The sequence below is a fragment of the Pseudomonas sp. HLT2-19-2 genome (assembly GCF_054898005.1).
On the sequence record NZ_CM142712.1, the window covers coordinates 428,689 to 449,332 of the forward strand.

A 20,644-nucleotide genomic window follows, 5' to 3' on the forward strand; every position below is an offset into this window, starting at 1 on the left:
GTCCTCTGTGACGCAGAGCGTCACGGGTTGTATTCCCACGCAGGAGCGTGGGAACAATCGGTGCTAGGGAAAAGCCATATCGTTATTCGCTAACGGTATTTAAATTCAAGTTCTTATATCTATAAAGTCATCCTCCTGCGTACCTGCCGACCAATCGGCGCGCCGCACGACACGAACCAACACGGGACCTCCGTGAGTTTCTTGATCGACGCGCGCGCCCTTGAGCGTGCCGTGCGTGGGAGTGATTTATGTCTGCAGCAACGGCTTCCCCAAGCGCCGCGAACATCGCGCCGCAAACCTTCGACATCCGCCCGTTCAGTGGCGCCGTCGGTGCCGAAATTATCGGCCTCGACCTGTCCCGCCCGATCAATGATCAGGACTTCGCCCGCATCCACCGCGCGCATCTGGATCATCACGTCGTGGTGTTTCGCGACCAGCGTATTACCCCCGAGCAGCACATCGCCTTCAGCCGTCGTTTTGGCGTGTTGCAGATCCATGTGCTCAAGCAATTCCTGCTGGCCGGGCATCCGGAAATTCTCATCGTTTCCAACATCATCGAAAACGGCCAATCCATCGGCCTCGGCGACGCCGGCAAGTTCTGGCATTCCGACCTTTCCTATAAAGAACTGCCAAGCCTGGGCTCGATGCTGCACGCCCAAGAGCTGCCGTCCGAAGGTGGCGACACGCTCTTCGCCGACATGCACAAAGCCTGGGACAACCTGCCCGAAGCGCTGCGCAAAGCCGTCGAAGGCCGCTCGGCGGCGCACTCTTACACCGCGCGCTACAGCGAGAGCAAATTCGAAGGCAACTGGCGCCCGACGCTGACGCCGGAACAACTGGCGCAGGTTGCTGAAGTGGTACACCCGGTTGTTCGTACGCATCCGGAAAACGGTCGCAAAGCGTTGTTCGTCAGTGAGGGTTTCACCACGCGCATCGTCGGTCTGCCGGAAGACGAGAGCAAGCAACTGCTCGACGAGCTTTACGCCCACAGCGTGCTGCCGCAAAACATCTACCGCCATCAATGGCAGGCCCACGACCTGGTGTTCTGGGACAACCGTTCGCTGATTCATCTTGCCGCCGGATGCCCGAGCTATCTGCGCCGCAAGCTGTATCGCACCACCATCCAGGGCGACGCGCCTTTCTGATTTGTCGGAGAAACTCTCATGTCCAAACGTCTTCCATTTGCCCCGCTGGCCGCTGCCATCGGCCTGGGATTCAGCCTGATCGCCGGCAGCCTAGTGGCGCCAACCGCGGCCCACGCCGAAGGTGAAATTCGCATCGCCGAGCAGTTCGGCATCGTTTACCTGCTGCTCAACGTCGTGCGCGATCAGAACCTGATCGAGAAGTACGGCAAGCAGGAAGGCATCGACATCAAGGTCGACTGGACCCAGCTCTCCGGCGGTGCCGCTGTCAACGATGCGCTGCTCTCCGGTTCCATCGACATTGCCGGTGCCGGCGTCGGTCCGCTGCTGACCATCTGGGACCGCACCCACGGCAAGCAGAACGTCAAAGCCGTGGCTTCCCTCGGCAACTTCCCTTACTACCTGGTGAGCAACAATCCCAAAGTCAAAACCATCGCCGATTTCACCGAGAAGGACCGCATCGCGGTGCCGGCGGTCGGCGTGTCGGTGCAGTCGCGCATCCTGCAATACGCGGCCGCCAAGCAGTGGGGCGACAAGGAATTCAATCGCCTCGACAAGTACACCATCGCCGTTCCGCACCCCGACGCCACAGCGGCGCTGATTGCCGGCGGCACCGAGTTGACCGGGCACTTTTCCAACCCGCCGTTCCAGGATCAAGAGCTGGCCAACCCTAACGTCCACGTTGTGTTGAATTCCAATGACGTGCTCGGCCCGAACTCGCCGACGGTGCTGTTCGCCACCGAGAAATTCCGCGACGAGAACCCGAAAACCTACAAGGCCTTTGTCGAAGCGCTGACGGAAGCCGCCGAGTTTGCTCAGAACGATAAAGGCGCGGCGGCTGACACTTACATCCGCGTCACCAAGGCCAAAATCGACCGTGCCGCGTTGCTGAAAATCATTGATAACCCGCAGTTCGAATTCAGCGTCACGCCGAAAAATACTTACCCGTTGGCCGAATTCCTCTACCGCGTCGGCGCGATCAAAAACAAACCGGACTCGTGGAAGGACTACTTCTTCCAGGACGCCAAACCGCTGCAAGGGAGCTGACCGAGATGAACGCCCCTTTGCAAGGCCACACGGTCAGCAAACCGATCGCGGCAGCCCAAGCGCTGCTGTCGGTCGACAACGTCAGCCTCGAATACCGCACGCCGCAGCGGGTGGTTCGGGCGACCCATCAGGTCAGTTTCGAGATCGATCCGGCGGACCGCTTTGTACTCCTGGGTCCGTCCGGTTGCGGCAAGTCAACGTTGCTCAAGGCTGTCGCCGGTTTCATCCAGCCGTGTGAAGGGGAAATCCGTCTTCAGGGGCAAACCGTTCATGCCCCGGGACCGGACCGGATTGTGGTGTTTCAGGAATTCGATCAGCTGCCGCCGTGGAAAACCGTCAAGCAGAACGTGATGTTTCCGCTGCTGGCATCCAGGACGCTCAAGCGCAAAGAGGCCGAGGAGCGAGCGCTGCACTATCTGGACAAGGTCGGTCTGGCGGCGTTTGCCGATGCCTACCCGCATACCTTGTCCGGCGGCATGAAAGCGCGTGTAGCGATCGCCCGGGCGTTGGCCATGCAGCCGAAAATCCTCTTGATGGACGAACCCTTCGCCGCCCTCGATGCGCTGACCCGCCGCAAGATGCAGGAAGAATTGCTGCTGCTCTGGGAAGAAGTGCGCTTCACGCTGCTGTTCGTCACTCACTCCATTGAAGAAGCGTTGGTGGTGGGCAATCGAATTCTGCTGCTGTCGCCGCATCCTGGGCGGGTGCGGGCGGAAGTCCACAGCCATCAATACGATTTGCACAGCCTCGGTGGCGTGGCCTTTCAGGAATCGGCGCGGCGCATTCATCGGTTGTTGTTCGATGAAGGTCACTCCCCGGAAACCGAGCGTGAGCTGGATTTCTCCGACATCCGCATCGCTTATTGAGCCATTGAGAGGAGTGCCCGATGAGTCTTTTATCATCCCCGCGTGAAGAATTTGAAACGGTGTTGCAACCGCTGACGAGTGTGCCGCTGGAGCGTGAATTACCGCTCGGTCAGCGCCTCTGGCAACAGGGCTGGGTGCGCAAAAGCCTGATCCTGATTTTGCTCGCGGTGCTCTGGGAAGTGGTTGCCCGTGTTCAGAACAACGACCTGTTGCTGCCAAGTTTTCTGCAAACCGGCAGCGCGCTGTATGACGGTCTGCTTAGTGGCGAGTTGCTGGACAAGGTGTGGATTTCGCTGGTGGTGTTGCTCAAGGGTTACCTGATCGGCATCGTGCTGGCATTGGCCCTGACCACCCTGGCGGTGTCGACGCAGTTCGGTCGCGATCTGCTGAGTACGTTGACCTCGATGTTCAACCCGCTGCCGGCGATTGCGCTGTTGCCGCTGGCGCTACTGTGGTTTGGCTTGGGGCAGAACAGCCTGATTTTCGTGTTGGTGCATTCGGTGCTTTGGGCATTGGCGTTGAACACTTATGCCGGGTTCCTCGGTGTCTCGGAAACCCTGCGCATGGCCGGGCGCAATTACGGTTTGAAAGGCATGCGTTTCGTGCTGTTCATCCTGATTCCGGCAGCACTGCCATCGATTCTCGCCGGACTGAAAATTGGCTGGGCCTTTGCCTGGCGCACGCTGATCGCCGCCGAACTGGTGTTCGGCGCCACCAGCGGCAAGGGTGGTTTGGGTTGGTACATCTTCCAGAACCGTAACGAGCTGTACACCGACAAGGTGTTTGCCGGGTTGGCGGTCGTGATCCTGATCGGCTTGCTGGTGGAAAATCTGGTGTTCGACACCTTGGAGCGGGTCACGGTGAAGCGTTGGGGGATGCAACGCTAAGTTCTGCGGCGTCTGGTCTGACCCCATCGTCGGATCGCCGCCCGGAGCAAGCTCGTTCCGGGCGGCGGTCAATTCACCAAAAATCTACCCGGCTAAACCTTGACCCGAGCCTGCATGATCTCCGACTCCTCCCAATGATCCAGCGCTCGCTCTACGAGCAACTGCACGCCATCGGCCATGCGGCTGAGCGCCAGGGCTACCGAGCGCCGCGTCCCGTCCACATCGTCCGCCAGATTGGCAGCGATGGCGCTGATGGACAGTAGGTCTTCGGAGGCGTTGGCCAGAAGGGTTTCGGTGTTGACATCGGGGGCGACGGTGAAGAGGTTGCCTTTGCGGTGCTTGGGCGGTTTTTCGGTGGTCGGGGGGAAGTAGTGGGCGAAGGCGCGGTCTGCGGCTTCTTTGAGTTTTTCGGCTTCGAGTGATTCTTGGGAATCGGTTCCAGAGTGCTCTGGAGGATTCGGAGTAAATTTGTGCATATAAAACATCCTAAACAGTAAGTTGGAGCCGTCACCGTTCGTTTGCACGCGAATTGGGTGGCGGCCGTGCGCAGGTGTGCAAGACCGGGACTGTTTAGGACACCCAGCAGATCCGAGGATCTCCTGCGCGCAGCCGCCATAAAGCAATGAGCCATGGCAATTGCGCCCTAAACAGTTTCGTCGGACTTGCACGTCCGTGTCACCGTTTTTTCAGTGACAAGGCCAGACTAGACCTGGGTTCGGACCGGAACAAGTTCACCAACACCGCTACAACTTGAAGGAAATCTCCGACGGGATTACCGGACGTTGGTGTCTGTGGTGAAGGTCACTCTTTGGACGACAAATCCGCCATCCCCTTGAGCAACTCGATCGGCAACGGAAAGACGATCGTCGACGTCTTGTCCCCGGCAATCGAACTCAACGTCTGCATATACCGCAACTGCATGGCCCCAGGCTGGCGCCCGAGCATTTCAGCGGCCTGCATGAGTTTTTCCGAGGCCTGCAACTCACCCTCGGCGTGGATGACTTTGGCCCGGCGTTCCCGCTCGGCTTCGGCCTGTCTAGCGATGGCGCGGACCATCGATTCGTTGAGGTCTACGTGCTTGATCTCGACGTTGGCGACCTTGATGCCCCAGGCGTCAGTCTGGGCGTCGAGTACTTGCTGAATGTCGGTGTTCAACCGCTCACGCTCGGCGAGCAGTTCATCGAGCTCATGTTTACCGAGCACCGCCCGCAAGGTGGTCTGGGCCAATTGGCTGGTGGCCATGAGAAAGTCTTCGACCTGGATGATCGCCTTCTGTGGATCGAGGACGCGGAAATACAGCACCGCGTTGACCTTGACCGAGACGTTGTCGCGGGTGATCACGTCTTGTGGCGGCACGTCGAGGACCACTGTTCGCAAGTCGACGCGAACCATTTGCTGCACCACCGGAATCAGCAGGATCAGGCCAGGGCCTTTGACCTGCCAGAAGCGCCCGAGCTGGAACACCACCCCGCGCTCGTATTCGCGCAGGATGCGAAAGGTCGATCCCGCCAGTGCAATCACCAGTAACAGCAGCGCGGCAAAACCCAGTTGCAGGCCCATGGTTATTCTCCACCCGGCGCCGCATCAGCCGCGGCCACTTCCAGCAATAATCCCTTGCGTGCCACCACCCGGACCCTTTGCCCGGGTTGCAGCGGCGTGGCGCTGAGCACTTGCCACTTTTCTCCTTGCAGGTGCACCCAACCGTTGTAGGCATTGCCGGTCAGCGACATCACCGGGGCCACGCTACCCACCAGTCCTGCATCGCCACTGACGTTTTCGCGCGGTCGTGTTTTCAGCGCGTGGATCAACAGGAAGATCAGCAGCAGGGCGCTGACCAGTCCCAGGCCGATCATCAGTGGAACAGGCACTTCGGTGTTGGTCATAATCACCGCGCCGATCACGAACATCACTATGCCGCCCAGACCGATCACGCCGTAATTGGGCAAGGCCGCCTCGGCGATCAGAAACGCGATGCCGAACGTGATCAGCCAGATTCCGATGGGGTTGGGCACCAGCAGGACGACGGTGTCCGCTGCGAATACCGATCCGCTCAAGGCCAACAGCAGCGCAACTGCACAACAACGAGTGTTCACGTGACCCTCCGGGAGAGTCATTGATGGTTCTTTATACAGTCTAGCCGAGCTCTTGGTTGTACGAATTTTGATCAGTGGTTGACGTTGTTCCGGCGGGCAGATTTCCCGCGCGATTGCGCCAGTGGGCCTAGACTTTTAATGGAGAGAAAAAGTTTAACCATCGTCCGCGAACAGTTGTTGCGGACACCGAGGTGCATCATGCGTATGGCAAGAACTGTGCAGGACAGCCTGAACAAGGCTCAATGCAAATTTGACGTCGTCACCCATCCGCACTCGGCCAGCAGCCTTGAAACGGCGCGGGTCGCGGGCATTTCTGCCGAACGGGTGGCCAAATCGGTGATCCTCGACGACCACCACGGCCATTTCCTGATGGCTGTGCTGCCAGCGAGCCGTCACTTGGACCTGAGTAAAGTACGCGGCAGCGGCGAATGGCAGATCACCCGGGAAAGCACCCTGGCGCATCTGTTCCAGGACTGCGAACGCGGCGCCGTGCCGGCGTTGGGCGAATCCTATGGCATGGACATGGTCATCGACCCGCTGCTGACCCGGCAAAAAGACATCTACCTGGAGGCTGGTAACCACAACAACCTGGTGCACCTGAGCATGCCAGAATTCCTGAAAATGGTGCCGCATGCTGAAGTTTGCGAGTTGAGTCAGTAGTTTTGCAGCGTCAGTTATGACGCCTTCGCGGGCAAGCCTCGCTCTCACAGGATCACGCGGTCACCTGTAGGAGCGAGGCTTGCCCGCGATTGACTGCGCAGCAATCACCCAATCATTTGCCATAAAAAAGGAGCCCACCATGGAATCCCCAACCCACAGCCTTCCTTCCCTGTTCAAACAACTCGGCCTGCCGGATGACGCCGAAAGCATCGATAAATTCATCGCCACCCATTCACCCCTGAAACCCGAATTGCATTTGGCCGATGCATTTTTCTGGAGCAAGAGCCAAGCGCAATTATTGCGGGACGAGATTCTGGATGACGCGGATTGGGCGGAGGTGGTGGATCAACTGGATGTGCTGATGAGGAAGGGGCGGGGGGTGTGAAAATCACCTTTCTGGTGGCCACTGTCGGGATGTATGGACTAGCGCGAGTATCCAAATTGCATCCGATCCTGGCTGATAAACCACGCGATAACTTTGATGGGGAATCATCTCGCGAGTACCTGCAATGATTCCGACAGGGCCGCTTTCAGGAAACTGGGAAATGCGAGATATCGCATTAATGAAGCGGTTGTCCATTTCGAGGGGCGGCTATCGGGTTGACGGCATGCAGGTAATCCCAGATGTCTGCACGATCCTGTGCTGCTGCGGGCGTCCAGATTATCTTCATCCCTTCTTGGTTACCTGCGCACGCCTGGCCGCGAACTGCGCTTCAACTTCATCATTGCTCAGGCCTTCGCCAGCACGCATGGAAATACGTGCACTGTCGACTTTGCGTTGCAAGAAAGCTTCGTACTCGCGCGACTCTCGTTGTGTTTGAACGAACTGACGCATCATTTCCCTGACGATTTGCGATGCAGGGCGATGAGAAGCTTCTGCTGCGGCCATGAATTGCTCACGCAGCTCTGGTTCAAGTTTCATCGTAAAAACAGCTTGTTTTGACATTTCCATATCCCCTATTCGAATACTGACGAAGTATATACATCTGCAGTACCAGCGTTCATTCAGACATGCGCCTCGCGACGGATGGCAGCCAATTTGTTTCAAAACTTGACCAACTTTCCCCTCCAATGCCATATTGATAGTTAGCAAACTAACAGTGTGTGTTTCCCCTCGTGCCGAAGAACCTCGACGCTCTCCAGATGACCATCAGCAGCTCCATGGTGGTGGCCGCCAGGCATTGGCGGAGGATCTGCCAGACCACGCTGGTCAACTATGGAATCTCCGAAGCCTGCGCCGTCCCGTTGTTGATGATCGGGCGTTTGGGCGAGGGTGTGCGGCAGGTAACGGTGGCGCAGGCGGCCGGGATGGAGAGCCCGTCCCTGGTGCGCCTGCTGGATCAACTGTGTCATGCCGGCTACGTCTGCCGCACCGAAGATGCCCATGACCGGCGCGCCAAATGCCTGAGCCTGACTGAGACGGGTCGTGAGTTGGTGCAAGCCGTCGAAATCGAGCTGGTGCGCTTGCGCCATGAAGTGCTTGAAGGGATCGACCAGAGTGATCTGGAAGCGGCGTTGCGCGTACTGAGAGCGTTTGAATCGGCCAATCATTTGCCGGTGGTGAACCCTTGAGCGGGTTTTTCACTGGCGTTCCCCCGGCGCGGGACTGGTTCTACGGTGTACGGACGTTCGCGGCATCGATGATCGCGCTGTACATCGCCATGCTCATGCAAATGCCCCGCCCTTATTGGGCGATGGCCACGGTCTACATCGTTTCCAGTCCGTTTGTCGGCCCTACCAGTTCCAAGGCGTTGTACCGCGCCGTCGGCACCCTTCTCGGCGCCGCTGCGGCGGTTTTTTTCGTGCCGATGTTTGTTCAGAGCCCCTATGTGCTGGTGGTGGTCATTGCGCTGTGGACCGGGATTCTGCTGTTTCTGTCGCTGCACCTGCGCACCGCCAACAGTTACGCCCTGATGCTCGCCGGTTACACCTTGCCGCTGATCGCCCTGCCCGTAGTGGATAACCCGTTGGCGGTGTGGGACGTGGCCGAAGCGCGGACGGAAGAAATCTTCCTCGGCATCGCCGTGGCCGCGGTGGTTGGCGCCATGTTCTGGCCCCGCCGGCTGGCGCCGGTGTTCAACGATTCAGTGAACAAATGGTTCGCCGATGCCTCGACCTACAGCCTGCGTTTCCTCAGCCGCAACGTGCAGCCGGACGAAGTCAGCGCGTTGCGCTCCTCGATGGTTGCGACCTTCAACACGCTGGAATTGATGATCGGTCAGTTGCCCCACGAAGGCGCGCTTTCGCAAACGGTGCACAACACCAAGGAACTGCGCGGCCGCATGATTCACCTGCTGCCAGTGATCGACGCTCTGGACGACGCGCTCTATGCCCTTGAGCGGCGCACGCCCGAGCTTGTGGATAAGTTCACGCCGTTGCTGGCCGCGACCACCGAATGGCTCGACCACCAAGACGCCGATCTAGACCGCTGGCAAACGCTGAAAACCCAGCTCGAGGCCCTGCAGCCCAGTGCCGAGGCGCTGAATGATCGCAAGCAGCTGCTGTTCTCAAATGCCCTGTATCGCCTCGGCGAGTGGATCGATGTGTGGCAGGACTGTCGCAGCCTGCAATACGCCATCCAGTGCGAAAGCCAGGACAGCTGGCGCGCGGTCTATCGGCACTGGCGGCTCGGTCGACTGTCGCCGTTTCTCGACCGTGGGCTGATGCTCTATTCGGCGGCGTCCACGGTCACCGCCATCATCGTCGCTTCGGTGCTGTGGATTCTGCTCGGCTGGACAGACGGTGGCGCCGCAGTGATTCTGGCGGCGGTGGCGTGCAGCTTTTTCGCTTCGATGGACGACCCGGCACCGCAGATCTTCCGGTTCTTTTTCTGGACGGCGATGTCGGTGTTGTTCGCCAGTCTCTATCTGTTTCTGGTCCTGCCCAACCTGCATGACTTCCCGATGCTGGTGCTGGCGTTTGCCGTGCCGTTCATTTGCATCGGCACCCTGACGGTCAAGCCGCAGTTCTATCTGGGCATGCTGCTGACCCTCGTCAACACCTCGTCCTTCATCAGTATTCAGGGCGCCTACGACGCCGATTTCCTCAGCTTCGCCAACTCCAACCTGGCCGGTCCCGTGGGCTTGTTGTTCGCCTTCGTCTGGACCCTGATCGCCCGACCGTTCGGCGCCGAACTGGCGGCCAAGCGTCTGACCCGTTTCAGCTGGCGCGACATTGTCAGCCTGACCGAGCCGGCCACGTTGTCTGAGCACCGGCACTTGGGCGTGCAGATGCTCGATCGCCTGATGCAGCATCTACCGCGCCTGGCCATGACCGGCCAGGACACCGGCATCGCCCTGCGGGAAGTGCGCGTGGCGCTGAACCTGCTGGACTTGCTCGCCTATACACCGCGAGTCCTCGGCGTACCGCAAGTGCTGCTGCACCAGGTGGTGGCCGAGGTCGGCGAGTATTTCAAAGCCTGCCTCAAGGCTGGCGAACGTTTGCCGGCACCGGGTCCGTTGCTGATGACCCTGGACCGCACCCGTCGTGCACTCAACACGGAGTGCGATGAAGGTGCGCGTCTGCATTTGCTGCACGCCTTGAGCGGCCTGCGTCTGTCGCTGCTGCCAGGGGTGGAATTCGTCGGTGCCGGCGAGCTCGAAGAACCGCTTCCCCATGGCATCGATGGAGCGCCTTTATGATCGGTGACCTGGATATCAGCGGGGTGTTTCTGCCCACGCTGCTGGTGCTGATGGGCATTACGTACGTGTTGTTCCTGCTGGTGCACGGGTTGCTGACGCGTCTGCACTTTTACCGTCTGGTCTGGCACCGGGCATTGTTTAACGTGGCTCTCTACGCTGTGCTGCTCGGCGCCGTGGACTCACTCAGTCGATACCTGATGACATGAAAAAACCTTTTTTGACCCTCGGTCGCGTGGTCCTGACCCTGCTGATCGTGACCTTCGCCGTCGTCGTGGTCTGGCGCATGGTGATGTATTACATGTTCGCGCCCTGGACCCGGGACGGCCACATTCGTGCCGACATCGTGCAGATCGCACCGGACGTGTCCGGGTTGATCCAGCGCGTCGACGTGCGTGACAACCAATTAGTGAAACGTGGCCAAGTGCTGTTCAGCATCGATCAGGACCGTTTCAAACTGGCCTTGCGTCAGGCCAAGGCAGCGGTCGCCGACCGTCAGGAAACCCTGGCTCAGGCGCAACGCGAAGCCAAGCGTAACCGTGGCCTCGGCAATCTGGTGCCGGGCGAGCAACTGGAAGAAAGCCAGTCCCGGGTGGCCCGCGCCGAAGTGGCGTTGATGGAAGCTCAAGTGGCCGTGGACAGCGCCCAGCTCAACCTCGACCGCTCGACCATCCGCAGCCCGGTGGATGGCTACGTCAACGACCGGGCCCCGCGAACTCAGGAATTTGTCACGGCCGGGCGGCCGGTGTTGTCGGTGGTGGACAGCAATTCATTCCACATCGACGGCTATTTCGAAGAGACCAAACTGGATGGCATTCATGTCGGCCAGAGCGTCGATATTCGGGTCATCGGCGACCGCGCTCGCCTGCGCGGGCATGTGGAAAGCATCGTCGCCGGCATCGAAGACCGCGACCGCAGCAGCGGCAGTAACCTGCTGCCCAACGTCAACCCGGCGTTCAGTTGGGTGCGGCTGGCGCAGCGGATTCCGGTGCGGATCGCTTTCGATGATGTGCCGACGGATTTCCGCATGATCGCTGGGCGTACCGCCACGGTATCGATCATTGACGATCAAACCCAGGAGCCGGCGAAATGAGCAGGGCCTCGGGTTTGGCTATCGCCGGGTTAGGCCTGTTGTTGTCAGCCTGTCAGGTGGTCGGGACGGATTATCACTTGCCGGACGAAGCCGCCGTGCACCGTGAAGACCTGCAGGGTGACCTGGCGGTAAACGGCAAAAATGTCGTCTCGGCCCCGGTGCCCAGCGATTGGTGGCGCTTGTATCAGGACCCGCGCCTCGATCAATTGGTCCAGCAGGCCATGGCTTCCAACACCGATTTACGCGTGGCGGCGGCGAACCTGTCCCGGGCTCGCGCGCAGGTCGATGAGGCTCAAGCGGCCGGTGGCTGGAGCGGCGGCGTGAAAATCGGCGCCCAGCGTTTGCAAGAGTCTGGCGAAGCGTTCTTGCTACCGGAAAAAGTGCCAGTGGCCAACGTCGGCGACATTGGCATTACCACCTCGTATCAGTTCGACCTGTTTGGCACGTTGCAACGCGGCATCGAGGCGGCCAAGGCCAATGCCGATGCGACTCAAGCCGCGGCGGATACGGCGCGGATTACCCTGGTGGCCGATGTGGTTCGGGCCTATACCCAAGTCTGCGCGGCCAACGAAGAGCAGGAAATCGCCCAGCATTCCCTCGACTTGCAAGCCCAGGGCACCACGCTGATCCAGCGCTTGCGCGACGCCGGGCGTGGCGATGAGACCCAGGTCACCCGCTCGCAAACCCAATTCAAATCCTTGCGCGCCGACATGCCGCGTTATGAGGCGGCGCGTCAGGCCGGTGTATTCCGGTTGTCGATGCTGCTGGCCAAACCGCTGGATCAACTGCCGGCCGGTACCGACAGCTGCGCTGAACTGCCGAAAATTGCGCAATTGTTGCCGGTGGGTGACGGCGCGACGTTGCTCAAGCGTCGCCCCGATGTGCGGCAGGCCGAGCGACGACTGGCTGCCGCGACCGCCGGCATCGGCATCGCCACCGGCGAGTTGTACCCCGACATCAGCATCGGCGCGACCGTTGGTACCGTCGGCATCCTGGAAAACCTCGGCAAACCGGCGACCAATCGCTGGGGGTTCGGGCCGTTGCTGACCTGGACCGTACCGTCCAACGGCTCCCGCGCACGAATTCGCGAGGCCGAAGCCGCCACCCAAGGCGCGCTGGCACATTTCGATGGCGTGGTGCTCAACGCCATCCGCGAAACCCAGACGGGGCTGGCCCAGTACGCCGCGTTGTTGCAACGTCGCGATGCCCTGGCCGATGCCGACCAGTCGGCGCAACTGGCGGCAGACCAGACCCACCGCTTCTTCCAGGCCGGTCGCGCATCGTTCCTGGCGGACCTGCAAGCAACCCGCACCTACACCGATGTGCGGGCGCAACTGGCCTCTGCCAACACGCAAGTTGCCATGAGCCAGATCGATTTGTTCCTGGCATTGGGCGGCGGTTGGGAAAGCGGACGAACGCAAGCGTCACAGCCCGGCAAACCCTGAGGCCGTTGCTATGCTTTGACTGATGAGGTCGCGCGTCGAGCTCATCAATCAAGGCTCGCGTTGGTCATGGGGATTCCAATAATGAAAAACCCTTATGCTCCCGGCTTCTGGTGCGCTATAGCGGCATTGGTGTTGCTGTCGGCCACCTATTTCTACGGCATTATGCTGGCTCACCAGATCGACAAGGCGCTGGTGTTCCTCGACAGTGCTTCAGCGCTGATTGCCGTGATGGCCATCGTGGTGGTGGCCTGGGCTTCGCTTCAGGGCCAGCGCATCAAAAGAAGACAGCTCGAACAAGGCAAGACACTGGTGCTGATCTGGGACACCAAAGTCGCGCTGCGCCGTGTCGAAACGGTGTTCGATCGGTATTTCTGGGGCAGTTACTGGCAACCGGGGCGTACGTTCCAGGAAGTCATGGGCGAACTCACCGGCACGCCGCTGGAAAAAAGCCTCGAAACCCTGAAAAAACAATGCCAGGCGCTGGACAAGCAAGTGTCCGAGGACGGCTGGCACTGGCTCAACAACGCCCGTGAACTCTGCGATGTCGCCAACGCCATGGCCCGCGGACGTTATCAACTGGACTTCTGCGACCCGCGCTCGGAATCCCCAAGCGGCACGGCGGTGATCAATCGCGACTTCGAGGTGCTGGTCTATACATGGACCGCACGGCTCAAGAGCTTTGATCATCAACTTGATGAGATTGAAGTGCAGTATTCCTGAGACATCCCCGCAGAACGCGGGAACGATCACGTTCCCGCACGCTCATAGACACTCTTTAACCTTTAATCATTGGGTCGCCCCGTGCGCCTGATGCTAATCTGCATCGCACTTTTAGCGCAGTCGTGACCGCAACCCGTCATGGGTTCAGGGAAGACGACCACACCTCAACAACGGACATTGATCGGGTAATTCATGAATAAATCAGCAGGCGTGCTTCTAGGAATTGTGGTCGCCATCGGTGCAATCAGCGCCGGCGGTGCCTGGTACACCGGGACCAAACTCGAAGGTGTGCTGAATACCTCGATCGCCGACGCCAACAAAGAGCTGCAAGCCGCGCTGGTCGGTTCCAACGGCAAAGCGTCGCTGGAACTGGTGTCGCTGGAGCGCAACGTATTCACTAGCACCGCGCATTACCGCCTCAAGGGCGATGGCGAGATGTTCGGTGAAGCACCGGTTGAGCTGCTGTTTGTCGATCACATTGAACACGGTCCGCTGCCGTTCTCGCGCCTGGTGTCGCTGAAGTGGCTGCCGGTCCTGGCCACCAGTCACTACGAACTGGAAAGAGCCCCGACCACCGAAAAGTGGTTCGTCGCTGCCAAGGACAAATCCCCACTGACGGGCGTGGTCAACATCGGCTACGACAACTCCACCAACGGCACCCTCCAATTGCTGCCGCTGGACGTGGCGCTTGACGACAAATCCAACCTGAAATTTTCCGGGCTGAACCTCGAAGTCGCCGCCAGCGCTCAAGCGCAGAAGGTCAAGGCCAACGGCTACATGGACAGCCTGACGCTAAGCACGGTCGCCGAAGATCAGACGCCGGTGAAGGTAGAACTGAACGGCCTGACCCTGGCCAGCAACCTGACAAAAAGTACTTACGGTTACTACACCGGCGAGAACACTGTCGAGCTGACCGACAGCAAGACCACCTTCGGCGCCAAGCAGTCGGTATTGGGTTTCAAGAAATTTGAAATGAAGAACCAGACCGAGGAATCGGGCACCAGCGCTTCGGGGCGCGCCGATTACAAGGTGGGTGAGGTGACCTTGAACGGCAAGGCTGTCGGGTCTGCGCAAATGGCCATGAGCCTGAAGAACCTCGACATCCCGGCAACCATGTCGCTGATGCAGATTTACCAGACCAAACTGCAACCGTACGAGAAGGCCGCCGCCGAGGCCGCTGCTGCGGGTGAACCGGCTCCAGAGTTGGTCCTGACCCCGGCCGAAGAGGCGCAAGTCAAAACCGGCCTGGAGAAACTGCTGGCCGCCGGCCCACAGGTCGCCCTGGAGAATCTGTCGTTCAACACCCCCAATGGCGAGAGCCGCGCCAACCTGGTGCTTGACCTGACCAAACCACAATCCATGGACCTGCCGCCAGATCAGCTGACTCAACAACTGATCGCGCTGCTGGACGTTAACGTGCGAGTGTCCAAGCCAATGCTCGTTGACCTGCTGAGCGTGCAATCGCAAATCGACGGTCAGACCGACGCCAAGCTCATCGCCGATCAGGCCACCGCCACCGCCGACATGTTCAGCAGCATGGCGGTCGGCACGCAGTTGGCAAAACTGGAAGGCAACAACATCGTCACCAAACTGCACTACGCCAATAATCAGGTGGAATTCAACGGCCAGAAAATGACCGTCGGAGAGTTTGTCGGGTTCGTCATGGGCAAATTCGGCGGAAGTGTCACCGTCCAGTAAAGCCAGGATTTACCCACCGACGCCCGGCCTCTGCGCAATGCAGATGCCGGGCGTTTTGCTGTCCCCCTGGTGCCGCTGGAGCGGCTGAACACGTTTAGCCAACATCCCGAATCAGCCGCCATGCCTCGTCCACCGGCAGCGCTGTTTCATCTATTCGGCAAGCGCCATCGCACGTTCTTCTTCGCAAGCCACCGCGGCGACCACCAGCCACGGTCTTCGGGAACGTCGGCGAAACAGGCAACGCGGTGCAGTGCCATCATCACTTTCCAGGCAAGCGTTGCACTTAAGATTTGGCGCTTATCCAGAGGTTCAGCCAATACCCACTGCCACCGAGCGAGCGGTCCGGCTATAGTTTGCACGCCGACGACGGCCCCACCCGCACAAGGTGCTCCGGTATGACCCGATTGACCTCTCTGAACCCTTGGCTGGCGGCCGTTGCCGTCGCCCTTTGCGTGCAATTACCGGCGCAGGCCCAGGAGCGTTTCACCTTGAACATCCCAGGCGTCTCGGATGACCGACTGTTCACGTCGGCCGCCGCCAGCGATGCCCCGGGTTGTGACGGGCATAACGTCTCACCGGCACTGAACTGGAACGCCGGGCCGGCGGGTACTTTGAGTTATGCCATCGTCATGCACGATCCTGACGGCCAAAAAGGCCAAGGCGTCGATCACTGGGTGCATTACGGCATCAAAGCCACGACTCATCAGATTGCCGCCGGCGTCGGCGCAAAAACCGCCCTTGAAGGCGTCGGTGGCACCAACAGCAAAGGCACCACAGGTTATGTCGGTCCTTGCCCACCGGTCGGCGACAGTGCGCACCACTACATCATCCAGCTTTACGCCCTGGACCTGGCCCCGGAAGCTTTACCTGCCGGCCTGACGCGCGCGCAACTGCTGGAAAAAATCAAAGGTCATGTGCTGAAAAACAGCAGCGTGGTGCGGCGTTATCACCGCTGACGTTTTTTTTCAGCGGCCTTAACCCGAATCTACCGGGCTGTCCGTCTCAGAGGTTGAATGGATCAATTTCCTCCTGAGGTCAGCCCCCATGTCCCTCCCTCTGCATTTCCTCCGCCCGGCCGCCCAGGGTTTCGCCGCCGGGTTGCTGCTGGCCATTGCTGGTTGCGGCGTTTCATCCAAGCCTGATTCCGCGTCGGTTTCGCCACCGGCTCAAGGTGCGCTGAACACCGAGGCGTTGGTGCTCAGCGAGGCCGTCATAGCGGACGCGCTGCGGAGGCACCATCTTCGACTGCTCGCTCGTTGGCTGCTCCCGCGCCCGCGGCGCCAATGGCCGATTTTGCCGCACCCGCGCAGAGTGAATCGATCGATGCTGATGAAGCAAAGGTCAGCAAACGGGCAGCAGCACCGGCGAAAACCCTGGATGAGCAATTGCGTGAAGTGGTGCGCCTGCGAATAACCGGTCAGACGCAAGCCGCCGATGCGCTGTTGAAGACGTTGAACAAGCGTTTCCCTGACGAAAACCTCACGGCCCGACTCAAGGCGTTGCAGAAAAACTGAAGGACACAGCGGTCGCCAATTTGGCATCGACGCCTGAAAGCGCGCACTATCGGCCCATAGCCGATGCGTTGGAGGAAGCCATGGCGAAAAAAATCGACCGCATCGCCCAAATGCTCAACTGCCCTGTGAAGGGCGAGGAATTACGGCGAGCGGTTACTGAGAGTCGTAAGGAGTTTCTGCTGGCGAAGCAGGCAGAAGAAACGCTTGAGGAGGACGCCCTTGATGATGAAGCGGTCGAGGACGAAGAGGATGATGAATACGACGAGTTTGACTGGACGACAGAATGAAAAAACCGCTTCGGCGGTTTTTTTTAGACTCAGTTGTTCGGTTAAACCTAACAGCTGAGTCCAGCGCTCGTCCTGAGGCTTTAACGACGCCCACAAAAAAGCCCCAGACCCTGCGGTCTGAGGCTTTCTTGTTTCTACTATATGGTGCACCAGGCGGGATTCGAACCCACGACCACTGCCTTCGGAGGGCAGTACTCTATCCAGCTGAGCTACTGGTGCAATGCGGGCGCCATGATACTCATATGCGCTGCGGGCGTCCATGCTGCTGAATCGCCTGCGGTTTTCCAAAGCGTAACCTGTGTTTGCTACGTTGATCAGAAAAATTAAGCTAATGCGGCGTTTTCGTTCTTTTTTTCGAACAGGCTATTGTCCTTTACCCCCTTTGATCCTAGGATTCGTTTGAGATTTCAAACGCTCTTGTCTGGGTGCTGAACCGCACGAGTTTCAATCAGTGCGCTATTTATGTGCTTCAGCCCGGTGAATGATTTCCCTGACGGCAGCCTATAAGGCGCCTTTCTACAATCATAATTCGCTCCGCGCTTGCCGCGGTGCTGTTAAGGAAAGCCGACATGCAGCTTAAAGACACCCAGTTGTTCCGCCAGCAAGCCTTTATCGATGGCGCTTGGGTTGATGCGGACAATGGTCAGACGATCAAGGTCAACAACCCGGCAACGGGCGAAATTCTGGGCACCGTGCCGAAAATGGGCGCTGCCGAAACCCGCCGTGCGATCGAAGCCGCTGATAAAGCGCTGCCGGCCTGGCGTGCATTGACCGCCAAGGATCGTGCGAACAAGCTGCGTCGCTGGTTCGAACTGATCATCGAGAACCAGGATGACCTGGCTCGCCTGATGACCCTGGAGCAGGGCAAGCCATTGGCCGAAGCCAAGGGCGAAATCGTTTACGCCGCTTCCTTTATCGAGTGGTTCGCTGAAGAAGCCAAGCGCGTCTACGGTGATGTGATTCCGGGCCACCAGCCAGACAAGCGCCTGATCGTGATCAAGCAGCCAATCGGCGTGACCGCTGCAATCACCCCGTGGAACTTCCCGGCCGCAATGATCACCCGTAAAGCCGGCCCGGCGCTGGCCGCCGGTTGCACCATGGTGCTCAAGCCTGCTTCGCAAACTCCATTCTCGGCATTCGCTTTGGCTGAACTGGCCCAGCGTGCCGGCATTCCAAACGGTGTGTTCAGTGTTGTGTCCGGCAGTGCCGGCGACATTGGCAGCGAGCTGACCAGCAACCCGATCGTGCGCAAACTGTCCTTCACTGGCTCGACCGAGATCGGTCGTCAGTTGATGGCCGAATGTGCCAAGGACATCAAGAAAGTCTCTCTGGAATTGGGCGGCAACGCGCCGTTTATCGTGTTCGACGACGCGGACCTGGATAAGGCGGTCGAAGGCGCGATCATTTCCAAGTACCGCAACAATGGCCAGACCTGCGTCTGTGCCAACCGTCTGTACATTCAGGATTCGGTCTACGACGCGTTCGCCGAGAAACTGAAAGTGGCTGTGGCCAAACTCAAGATCGGTAACGGTCTGGAAGAAGGCACCACCACGGGTCCGCTGATTGACGAAAAAGCCGTGGCCAAGGTTCAAGAGCACATCGCTGATGCGATCAGCAAAGGCGCAACCGTTCTGGCGGGTGGCAAGGTCATGGAAGGCAACTTCTTCGAACCGACCATTCTGACCAACGTGCCGAAGAACGCTGCCGTGGCCAAAGAAGAAACCTTCGGTCCATTGGCTCCGCTGTTCCGCTTCAAAGACGAAGCCGAAGTGATCGCGATGTCCAACGACACCGAGTTCGGTCTGGCTTCGTACTTCTATGCTCGCGACCTGGGTCGTGTGTTCCGTGTGGCTGAAGCCCTGGAATACGGCATGGTCGGCGTCAACACTGGGTTGATCTCCAACGAAGTCGCGCCGTTCGGCGGCATCAAGGCGTCGGGCCTGGGCCGTGAAGGCTCCAAGTACGGCATCGAAGATTACCTGGAAATCAAATACCTCTGCCTGGGCATCTAAGTCCGGCAAGGCATTGCTTCAAGCGGAAAGGGCACGAGAGCGCTGACCCTTTCTGCGCTTCAAACGGAATTTTCTCTGTGGCCGGGAACGCTGTGGCAGTCGATCATCGCATGCTGCCGTAGTTGCCTCCCCGCCGCATTTTCCTTGAACCACGCCGCCCGATGAGCGGTGAATGAGGACTTTATGAGCAAGACTAACGCATCCCTGATGAAACGCCGCGAAGCCGCTGTACCACGCGGTGTTGGCCAGATTCACCCGATCTTCGCCGAGTCCGCGAAGAACGCCACCGTGACCGATGTTGAAGGTCGCGAGTTCATCGACTTCGCCGGCGGTATCGCCGTGCTGAACACCGGTCACCTGCACCCGAAAATCATCGCCGCCGTGACCGCGCAGCTGAACAAGCTGACCCACACCTGCTTCCAGGTACTGGCTTACGAGCCGTACGTAGAGCTGTGCGAAAAAATCAACGCCAAGGTGCCAGGTGATTTCGACAAGAAAACCCTGCTGGTGACCACCGGTTCCGAAGCCGTCGAAAACGCCGTGAAAATCGCCCGTGCCGCCACTGGCCGTGCCGGCGTGATCGCGTTCACCGGCGCTTACCACGGCCGGACCATGATGACCCTGGGCCTGACCGGTAAAGTCGTGCCTTACTCGGCCGGCATGGGCTTGATGCCAGGCGGCGTGTTCCGCGCGCTGTACCCGAACGAACTGCACGGTGTGAGCATCGACGATTCGATCGCCAGCATCGAACGCATTTTCAAGAACGACGCCGAGCCGCGTGACATCGCTGCAATCATCATTGAGCCAGTTCAGGGCGAAGGCGGTTTCTACGTCGCGCCTAAAGAGTTCATGAAGCGTCTGCGCGCGCTGTGCGACCAGCACGGCATCCTGCTGATCGCTGACGAAGTGCAGACTGGCGCTGGCCGTACCGGCACCTTCTTCGCCATGGAACAGATGGGCGTTGCTGCCGACCTGACCACCTTCGCCAAATCCATCGCTGGCGGCTTCCCGTTGGCCGGTGTGTGCGGCAAGGCCGAATACATGGACGCCATTGCTCCAGGCGGCTTGGGCGGCACCTACGCCGGTAGCCCGATCGCTTGTGCCGCGGCGCTGGCCGTGATGGAAGTGTTCGAAGAAGAGCACCTGCTGGACCGCTGCAAGGCTGTTGGCGAGCGTCTGGTCACTGGCCTGAAAGCCATCCAGGCCAAATACCCGGTCATCGGCGAAGTCCGTGCCCTGGGTGCGATGATCGCGGTCGAGCTGTTCGTCGACGGCGACAGCCACAAGCCGAACGCTCCTGCAGTGGCATCGGTTGTGGCCAAGGCTCGCGACAAGGGTCTGATCCTGCTGTCTTGCGGCACTTACGGCAACGTTCTGCGCGTCCTGGTACCGCTGACTTCGCCGGACGAGCAGTTGGACAAAGGTCTGGCGATCATCGAAGAGTGCTTCTCTGAACTCTGATTGCCAAGTGTGACCTGATCGACAAAAAAACCCGCTTCGGCGGGTTTTTTGTGTCCCCGGAACACATCGATGGCAAATCCG

Annotated in this window: 21 protein-coding genes, 1 tRNA gene and 3 pseudogenes; 19 read left to right on the forward strand and 6 right to left on the reverse strand. The window is 59.4% G+C overall.

What is annotated here, in order from left to right; translation table 11 throughout:
* Window positions 1-248 precede the first annotated feature (248 nt).
* Genes ACYZTU_RS01970 through ACYZTU_RS01985 form a run of 4 tightly spaced genes read left to right on the forward strand, consistent with a single transcriptional unit; the run spans window position 249 to window position 3,942 of the window.
* Window positions 249-1,145 (forward strand): TauD/TfdA dioxygenase family protein, encoded by an 897-nt coding sequence (locus ACYZTU_RS01970; RefSeq protein ID WP_461967662.1) that lies wholly within the window; start codon window positions 249-251, stop codon window positions 1,143-1,145.
* Between the two features lie 18 nt (window positions 1,146-1,163).
* Window positions 1,164-2,189, forward strand: coding sequence for an ABC transporter substrate-binding protein (locus tag ACYZTU_RS01975; protein WP_461967664.1), 1,026 nt, complete (start codon window positions 1,164-1,166; stop codon window positions 2,187-2,189).
* A 5-nt stretch (window positions 2,190-2,194) separates the two neighbouring features.
* A complete protein-coding gene (locus tag ACYZTU_RS01980; RefSeq protein WP_461967666.1) occupies window positions 2,195-3,055 on the forward strand; it encodes an ABC transporter ATP-binding protein in 861 nt (286 codons plus the stop codon).
* 20 nt (window positions 3,056-3,075) lie between these two features.
* The gene (locus ACYZTU_RS01985; RefSeq protein ID WP_461967668.1) at window positions 3,076-3,942 is read left to right on the forward strand and encodes an ABC transporter permease; all 867 of its coding nucleotides are present in this window, start codon (window positions 3,076-3,078) and stop codon (window positions 3,940-3,942) included.
* A gap of 92 nt (window positions 3,943-4,034) precedes the next feature.
* On the opposite strand, the gene ACYZTU_RS01990 is transcribed toward ACYZTU_RS01985, so the two are convergent.
* The 3 genes from ACYZTU_RS01990 to ACYZTU_RS02000 form a co-directional block, all read right to left on the reverse strand.
* A complete protein-coding gene (locus tag ACYZTU_RS01990) occupies window positions 4,035-4,418 on the reverse strand; it encodes a DUF6124 family protein (RefSeq protein WP_461967670.1) in 384 nt (127 codons plus the stop codon).
* Between the two features lie 325 nt (window positions 4,419-4,743).
* Window positions 4,744-5,502: a slipin family protein gene (locus tag ACYZTU_RS01995; RefSeq protein WP_282383248.1), complete on the reverse strand. Its 759-nt coding sequence runs from the start codon at window positions 5,500-5,502 to the stop codon at window positions 4,744-4,746.
* Window positions 5,503-5,504: 2 nt separating this feature from the next.
* Window positions 5,505-6,035, reverse strand: a complete 531-nt coding sequence (locus tag ACYZTU_RS02000; protein ID WP_449642836.1) for an NfeD family protein — start codon at window positions 6,033-6,035, stop codon at window positions 5,505-5,507.
* A gap of 198 nt (window positions 6,036-6,233) precedes the next feature.
* Between ACYZTU_RS02000 and ACYZTU_RS02005 the strand changes: the two genes are divergently transcribed.
* Complete coding sequence (locus tag ACYZTU_RS02005) at window positions 6,234-6,695, forward strand: aminoacyl-tRNA deacylase (RefSeq protein WP_449642837.1); 462 nt, start codon at window positions 6,234-6,236, stop codon at window positions 6,693-6,695.
* A gap of 139 nt (window positions 6,696-6,834) precedes the next feature.
* Window positions 6,835-7,080 carry a DUF2789 domain-containing protein gene (locus tag ACYZTU_RS02010; protein WP_461967672.1) on the forward strand — a complete coding sequence of 82 codons (246 nt, stop codon included), beginning with the start codon at window positions 6,835-6,837 and terminating at the stop codon, window positions 7,078-7,080.
* A 3-nt stretch (window positions 7,081-7,083) separates the two neighbouring features.
* Here the strand turns inward: ACYZTU_RS02010 and ACYZTU_RS02015 are convergent.
* A pseudogene (locus ACYZTU_RS02015) lies at window positions 7,084-7,366 on the reverse strand (type II toxin-antitoxin system RelE/ParE family toxin).
* On the reverse strand, window positions 7,363-7,641 hold the full coding sequence (locus ACYZTU_RS02020; RefSeq protein ID WP_461967674.1) for an antitoxin of toxin-antitoxin stability system: 279 nt from the start codon (window positions 7,639-7,641) through the stop codon (window positions 7,363-7,365). Before ACYZTU_RS02020 ends, ACYZTU_RS02015 begins: the two are co-directional and overlap by 4 nt.
* Window positions 7,642-7,838: 197 nt before the next feature.
* Here ACYZTU_RS02020 and ACYZTU_RS02025 point away from each other — a divergent pair, with 197 nt between their 5' ends.
* From ACYZTU_RS02025 to ACYZTU_RS02075, 11 genes and pseudogenes are all read left to right on the forward strand, one after another.
* Window positions 7,839-8,267, forward strand: a complete 429-nt coding sequence (locus tag ACYZTU_RS02025) for a MarR family winged helix-turn-helix transcriptional regulator (RefSeq protein WP_461967676.1) — start codon at window positions 7,839-7,841, stop codon at window positions 8,265-8,267.
* On the forward strand, window positions 8,264-10,336 hold the full coding sequence (locus ACYZTU_RS02030; protein WP_461967678.1) for an FUSC family protein: 2,073 nt from the start codon (window positions 8,264-8,266) through the stop codon (window positions 10,334-10,336). Before ACYZTU_RS02025 ends, ACYZTU_RS02030 begins: the two co-directional genes overlap by 4 nt.
* Window positions 10,333-10,542 (forward strand): DUF1656 domain-containing protein, encoded by a 210-nt coding sequence (locus tag ACYZTU_RS02035; RefSeq protein ID WP_033058629.1) that lies wholly within the window; start codon window positions 10,333-10,335, stop codon window positions 10,540-10,542. Before ACYZTU_RS02030 ends, ACYZTU_RS02035 begins: the two co-directional genes overlap by 4 nt.
* Complete coding sequence (locus ACYZTU_RS02040; protein WP_461967679.1) at window positions 10,539-11,426, forward strand: efflux RND transporter periplasmic adaptor subunit; 888 nt, start codon at window positions 10,539-10,541, stop codon at window positions 11,424-11,426. Before ACYZTU_RS02035 ends, ACYZTU_RS02040 begins: the two co-directional genes overlap by 4 nt.
* Entirely contained in the window at window positions 11,423-12,871 is a 1,449-nt protein-coding gene (locus tag ACYZTU_RS02045) for an efflux transporter outer membrane subunit (RefSeq protein WP_461967681.1), read from the forward strand. Before ACYZTU_RS02040 ends, ACYZTU_RS02045 begins: the two co-directional genes overlap by 4 nt.
* Before the next feature lie 81 nt (window positions 12,872-12,952).
* On the forward strand, window positions 12,953-13,591 hold the full coding sequence (locus ACYZTU_RS02050; protein ID WP_461967683.1) for an NADH:ubiquinone oxidoreductase subunit N: 639 nt from the start codon (window positions 12,953-12,955) through the stop codon (window positions 13,589-13,591).
* Window positions 13,592-13,783: 192 nt separating this feature from the next.
* Window positions 13,784-15,289, forward strand: coding sequence for a YdgA family protein (locus tag ACYZTU_RS02055; protein WP_461967684.1), 1,506 nt, complete (start codon window positions 13,784-13,786; stop codon window positions 15,287-15,289).
* Between the two features lie 395 nt (window positions 15,290-15,684).
* Complete coding sequence (locus ACYZTU_RS02060) at window positions 15,685-16,245, forward strand: YbhB/YbcL family Raf kinase inhibitor-like protein (RefSeq protein ID WP_461967686.1); 561 nt, start codon at window positions 15,685-15,687, stop codon at window positions 16,243-16,245.
* An 88-nt stretch (window positions 16,246-16,333) separates the two neighbouring features.
* A pseudogene (locus ACYZTU_RS02065) lies at window positions 16,334-16,513 on the forward strand (hypothetical protein); the annotation flags it as partial.
* Window positions 16,514-16,521: 8 nt separating this feature from the next.
* A pseudogene (locus tag ACYZTU_RS02070) lies at window positions 16,522-16,803 on the forward strand (hypothetical protein); the annotation flags it as partial.
* Window positions 16,804-16,823: 20 nt separating this feature from the next.
* Window positions 16,824-17,090: a hypothetical protein gene (locus ACYZTU_RS02075; RefSeq protein WP_461967687.1), complete on the forward strand. Its 267-nt coding sequence runs from the start codon at window positions 16,824-16,826 to the stop codon at window positions 17,088-17,090.
* Window positions 17,091-17,232: 142 nt separating this feature from the next.
* Here ACYZTU_RS02075 and ACYZTU_RS02080 read toward each other — a convergent pair.
* A tRNA-Arg gene (locus ACYZTU_RS02080) sits at window positions 17,233-17,309 on the reverse strand.
* 350 nt (window positions 17,310-17,659) lie between these two features.
* Between ACYZTU_RS02080 and gabD the strand changes: the two genes are divergently transcribed.
* Both gabD and gabT read left to right on the forward strand, forming a co-directional pair.
* Window positions 17,660-19,102, forward strand: a complete 1,443-nt coding sequence (gene gabD, locus ACYZTU_RS02085; RefSeq protein ID WP_054050229.1) for an NADP-dependent succinate-semialdehyde dehydrogenase — start codon at window positions 17,660-17,662, stop codon at window positions 19,100-19,102.
* 183 nt (window positions 19,103-19,285) lie between these two features.
* A complete protein-coding gene (gabT, locus tag ACYZTU_RS02090; RefSeq protein WP_461967689.1) occupies window positions 19,286-20,563 on the forward strand; it encodes a 4-aminobutyrate--2-oxoglutarate transaminase in 1,278 nt (425 codons plus the stop codon).
* Window positions 20,564-20,644: the final 81 nt, after the last annotated feature.

Excerpts from the sequence above, each read along its gene's own strand:
- ACYZTU_RS01970 (WP_461967662.1), top strand. The coding sequence starts at position 249 with ATGTCTGCAGCAACGGCTTCCCCAAGCGCCGCGAACATCGCGCCGCAA.
- ACYZTU_RS01975 (WP_461967664.1), top strand. The coding sequence starts at position 1,164 with ATGTCCAAACGTCTTCCATTTGCCCCGCTGGCCGCTGCCATCGGCCTG.
- ACYZTU_RS01980 (WP_461967666.1), top strand. The coding sequence starts at position 2,195 with ATGAACGCCCCTTTGCAAGGCCACACGGTCAGCAAACCGATCGCGGCA.
- ACYZTU_RS01985 (WP_461967668.1), top strand. The coding sequence starts at position 3,076 with ATGAGTCTTTTATCATCCCCGCGTGAAGAATTTGAAACGGTGTTGCAA.
- ACYZTU_RS01990 (WP_461967670.1), bottom strand. The coding sequence starts at position 4,418 with ATGCACAAATTTACTCCGAATCCTCCAGAGCACTCTGGAACCGATTCC.
- ACYZTU_RS01995 (WP_282383248.1), bottom strand. The coding sequence starts at position 5,502 with ATGGGCCTGCAACTGGGTTTTGCCGCGCTGCTGTTACTGGTGATTGCA.
- ACYZTU_RS02005 (WP_449642837.1), top strand. The coding sequence starts at position 6,234 with ATGCGTATGGCAAGAACTGTGCAGGACAGCCTGAACAAGGCTCAATGC.
- ACYZTU_RS02010 (WP_461967672.1), top strand. The coding sequence starts at position 6,835 with ATGGAATCCCCAACCCACAGCCTTCCTTCCCTGTTCAAACAACTCGGC.
- ACYZTU_RS02020 (WP_461967674.1), bottom strand. The coding sequence starts at position 7,641 with ATGTCAAAACAAGCTGTTTTTACGATGAAACTTGAACCAGAGCTGCGT.
- ACYZTU_RS02025 (WP_461967676.1), top strand. The coding sequence starts at position 7,839 with ATGACCATCAGCAGCTCCATGGTGGTGGCCGCCAGGCATTGGCGGAGG.
- ACYZTU_RS02035 (WP_033058629.1), top strand. The coding sequence starts at position 10,333 with ATGATCGGTGACCTGGATATCAGCGGGGTGTTTCTGCCCACGCTGCTG.
- ACYZTU_RS02040 (WP_461967679.1), top strand. The coding sequence starts at position 10,539 with ATGAAAAAACCTTTTTTGACCCTCGGTCGCGTGGTCCTGACCCTGCTG.
- ACYZTU_RS02045 (WP_461967681.1), top strand. The coding sequence starts at position 11,423 with ATGAGCAGGGCCTCGGGTTTGGCTATCGCCGGGTTAGGCCTGTTGTTG.
- ACYZTU_RS02050 (WP_461967683.1), top strand. The coding sequence starts at position 12,953 with ATGAAAAACCCTTATGCTCCCGGCTTCTGGTGCGCTATAGCGGCATTG.
- ACYZTU_RS02055 (WP_461967684.1), top strand. The coding sequence starts at position 13,784 with ATGAATAAATCAGCAGGCGTGCTTCTAGGAATTGTGGTCGCCATCGGT.
- ACYZTU_RS02060 (WP_461967686.1), top strand. The coding sequence starts at position 15,685 with ATGACCCGATTGACCTCTCTGAACCCTTGGCTGGCGGCCGTTGCCGTC.
- gabD (WP_054050229.1), top strand. The coding sequence starts at position 17,660 with ATGCAGCTTAAAGACACCCAGTTGTTCCGCCAGCAAGCCTTTATCGAT.
- gabT (WP_461967689.1), top strand. The coding sequence starts at position 19,286 with ATGAGCAAGACTAACGCATCCCTGATGAAACGCCGCGAAGCCGCTGTA.